General features: G+C 63.2%; 1 protein-coding gene. It reads right to left on the bottom strand.

Annotated features, from left to right (window positions below):
* Window positions 1–8: 8 nt before the first annotated feature.
* A complete protein-coding gene (locus tag U1769_RS25150) occupies window positions 9–1,112 on the bottom strand; it encodes an ISAs1 family transposase (protein WP_332720891.1) in 1,104 nt (367 codons plus the stop codon).
* Window positions 1,113–1,203 lie beyond the last annotated feature (91 nt).

The raw sequence follows: 1,203 nt of genomic DNA, 5'->3' as shown, positions 1-1,203 counted from the left end.
GGGCAGGGCTATCGCATTTGGGCGATGAGTGTTGAGAGGTAGTCGTCGCTCCACCCTGCGCGTTTGATTTTGGCGCGGATGGAGAGCTTTCGAGGGTCGTGCTGTAGCAGGTTGAGGGCAAGGCGTCGGAGCAGGGCGAGATTTTCAGCGCAGTGGTCGGATCGGGTGTGGATACGATCTTCGCCGAAGGCGACGTCGAGCAGCCAGTGCTGCTGGTTCTCGATGGTCCAGTGAGCCCTGATCACGCGCAACGCCTCGTCTGGAGGCAAGAGGCGGGAGAAGATGGCGTATCGGGTATCGGTCTGCTCCTCGCCCTTGATGCGGCGCAAGCTGTCGATCCTTGCGACGGCGCAAAGATCCTCGAAGCCATATTGCCCCGCCCAGTCGCTGGGCGTCGCCGCCACCCATGCCCGGCGTTCCTCGTACCGGCCATGGGCGGTTTCGCTCGTGCTGGCCGCCTGGTCGGGATCCGGGTTGGCAAGCAGGTCGCGGATCGCTCCGTATAGCGGCCCGCGATTGCCTTTGATGACAAGGGCATAGTCTCCACCGCGCGCCCGGATGGCGGAGACCGTCGCACGACTGGCATGCAGGGCGTCGGCGGTCACGGTGCAGCCCGTCAGATCAAGCAAGGCGATGATCTCGCGGGCTGCCGTGACCTCGCTGCGATTGGGAGCACGGCACTGGCTCAGCACCAGCCGGTGATCGGCCGCCCAGGCCGTCACCAGATGCAACGGCATGGTGCGGCGGGCAACGTCGACCGCCCCACGCAACGACTTGCCGTCGATCGCGATGATCGGTCCTGCCATCCCTTGATGTTCGAGCGTGGCGGCAAAGGCGCTGGTGAAGCGGTAGAACGCCTTCTCGAAGGCCGGTGGATCAAGCAGCCGGAAGACCCGGCTGAAAGTATCATGGCTTGGCGTCCCGTGATCCAAAGGCAGGAACTGCCCCAGAAGATCCCGCTTCGCTTCGCCAAATTCGGCGATGTCGACGCATGTCTCCGCACCGCAAAGCAACGCCGCAAACGCGATCAGCAGAATATCCGGCAACGCATGGCTGACGTTCGACCGCCGAGGGTCCGGCACAACCTCGAATAGCTCCTGAAAACCCCGCATCCAATCCTCCCGGGCAACCCAGGAGACGCTACAGAATCCAATCTATCGAAATTGGCCAGACCCTCTTTCCGCCATATGCGATTCCCCTGCC

The organism is Parasphingomonas zepuensis (assembly GCF_036663735.1).
GTDB lineage: Bacteria > Pseudomonadota > Alphaproteobacteria > Sphingomonadales > Sphingomonadaceae > Sphingomonas.
This window is presented reverse-complemented; position numbering and strand designations above follow the sequence as displayed.